This window comes from Propioniciclava sp. MC1683 (genome assembly GCF_014164675.1).
Lineage (GTDB): Bacteria > Actinomycetota > Actinomycetes > Propionibacteriales > Propionibacteriaceae > Propioniciclava.
This window is the reverse complement of the sequence record NZ_JACJFX010000098.1, coordinates 1-1,275: the sequence shown is the minus strand read 5'-3', so window position 1 is coordinate 1,275 and position 1,275 is coordinate 1. Positions and strand designations below refer to the sequence as shown.

Sequence of the window (1,275 nt, the reverse complement as noted above, 5' to 3'; positions counted from 1 at the left end):
TGGAGTGTTCCCGAAAAAATGGAGGCGTAGTTTATGCCGCGAGTTCGCGGATGTGTCTGAATCCTAGCTCGTATTCGTGTGGTGTCAAATAGCCTAGTGTCGAATGCCTTCGGGTCCGGTTGTAGTACATCTCGATCCACTCGAACGTGGCCTTCTTCACCGATTTCAGGTCCGGCCAGGGCCGGGTATGGATGAGTTCCTTCTTGTACGACGCGAAGAAACTCTCCGCGACCGCATTGTCATAACAGATACCCGTCCTGCCCAACGAACGACGAATCCTGTTCTTCCGGCAGAAGCGGGCGAAATCGTTGGACGTGTATTGCGTGCCGCGATCACTGTGGAAAATGACCCGGCCCTTAGGCCGACGTTGCCTCAGGGCCATCGCCAGGGCGTCGGTGACCAGCTCGGTGCGCATGTGGTCGGCGACCGCCCACCCGACCACCCGCCGCGAGTGCAGGTCGATCACGGTCGCCAGGTACACCCAGCCGTCCCAACTCTTGATGTAGGTGATGTCGCCGCACCACCGCTGATCGCGCTTCTTGGCGGTGAAGTCCCGGCCGATCAGGTCCGGCGCCGGCACGGGCCGCTGGCCGTGGATCGTGGTCTTCTTCCACGCCCGCGGGTGGCGTCCCTGCAAGCCAGCAGCCTTCATCAGCCGCCACACCCGCTTGGGTGCCACCCGATGGCCCTGGGCGGCGAGCTCGGCGTGGATCCGCCGCACGCCCGGGTTGCCCTTCAACCGCTCGAAGATCACCCCGATGAGGCGCAGCAGCGCCTCATCGGCCCGAGCCCGCGCTGACGCCGGCCGCGTCCGCCACGCGTAGTAGCCCGAGGTCGACACCCCCAGCTCGGCGCACATGAACTCGACCGAGTACTCCTTGGCGTCGGCCCAGTCCGCGATCGCAGCAAAGATCACTGCTGGTCTTTCGCGAACCAGGCCGCCACTTTTTTTGCGAACTCGGCCTCCATCTTCAACCGTCGGTTCTCCGAGCGGAGCCGTTCCAGCTCGGCCCGCTCGTCCTCGTTCAACGGCCGGACCGGTTCACCGTCTTGCGCGTCTCGTGCCTTCTTCACCCATTTCCCCAAGGTCATCTCATGCACGCCGATACTGCGCGCCACGTCGGCGACCGAGCGCCCGTCATTGATCACGAACTCTACCGCCGAGGCTTTGTACTCCTCGGTGAATGCCCTCCGTGTCGATCCCATCGTCGGTTCCTCCCAAGTTCAGGAACCCGCGGAATATGCCCCACCCTCCACCAAAGCGGGAACGGTCCA

At 63.4% G+C, this 1,275-nt stretch carries 2 protein-coding genes; both read right to left on the bottom strand.

Annotation, left to right across the window (positions count from 1 at the left end; genetic code table 11):
• Window positions 1-31 precede the first annotated feature (31 nt).
• Entirely contained in the window at window positions 32-916 is an 885-nt protein-coding gene (locus H5397_RS17380; RefSeq protein WP_220492402.1) for an IS3 family transposase, read from the bottom strand.
• Complete coding sequence (locus H5397_RS17785) at window positions 913-1,206, bottom strand: transposase (RefSeq protein WP_006594430.1); 294 nt, start codon at window positions 1,204-1,206, stop codon at window positions 913-915. The genes H5397_RS17380 and H5397_RS17785 overlap by 4 nt, the downstream gene beginning before the upstream one ends.
• Window positions 1,207-1,275: the final 69 nt, after the last annotated feature.

Bases quoted from the DNA above. Each gene is read 5' to 3' on its own strand.
- H5397_RS17785 (WP_006594430.1), bottom strand. From the start codon at position 1,206: ATGGGATCGACACGGAGGGCATTCACCGAGGAGTACAAAGCCTCGGCG.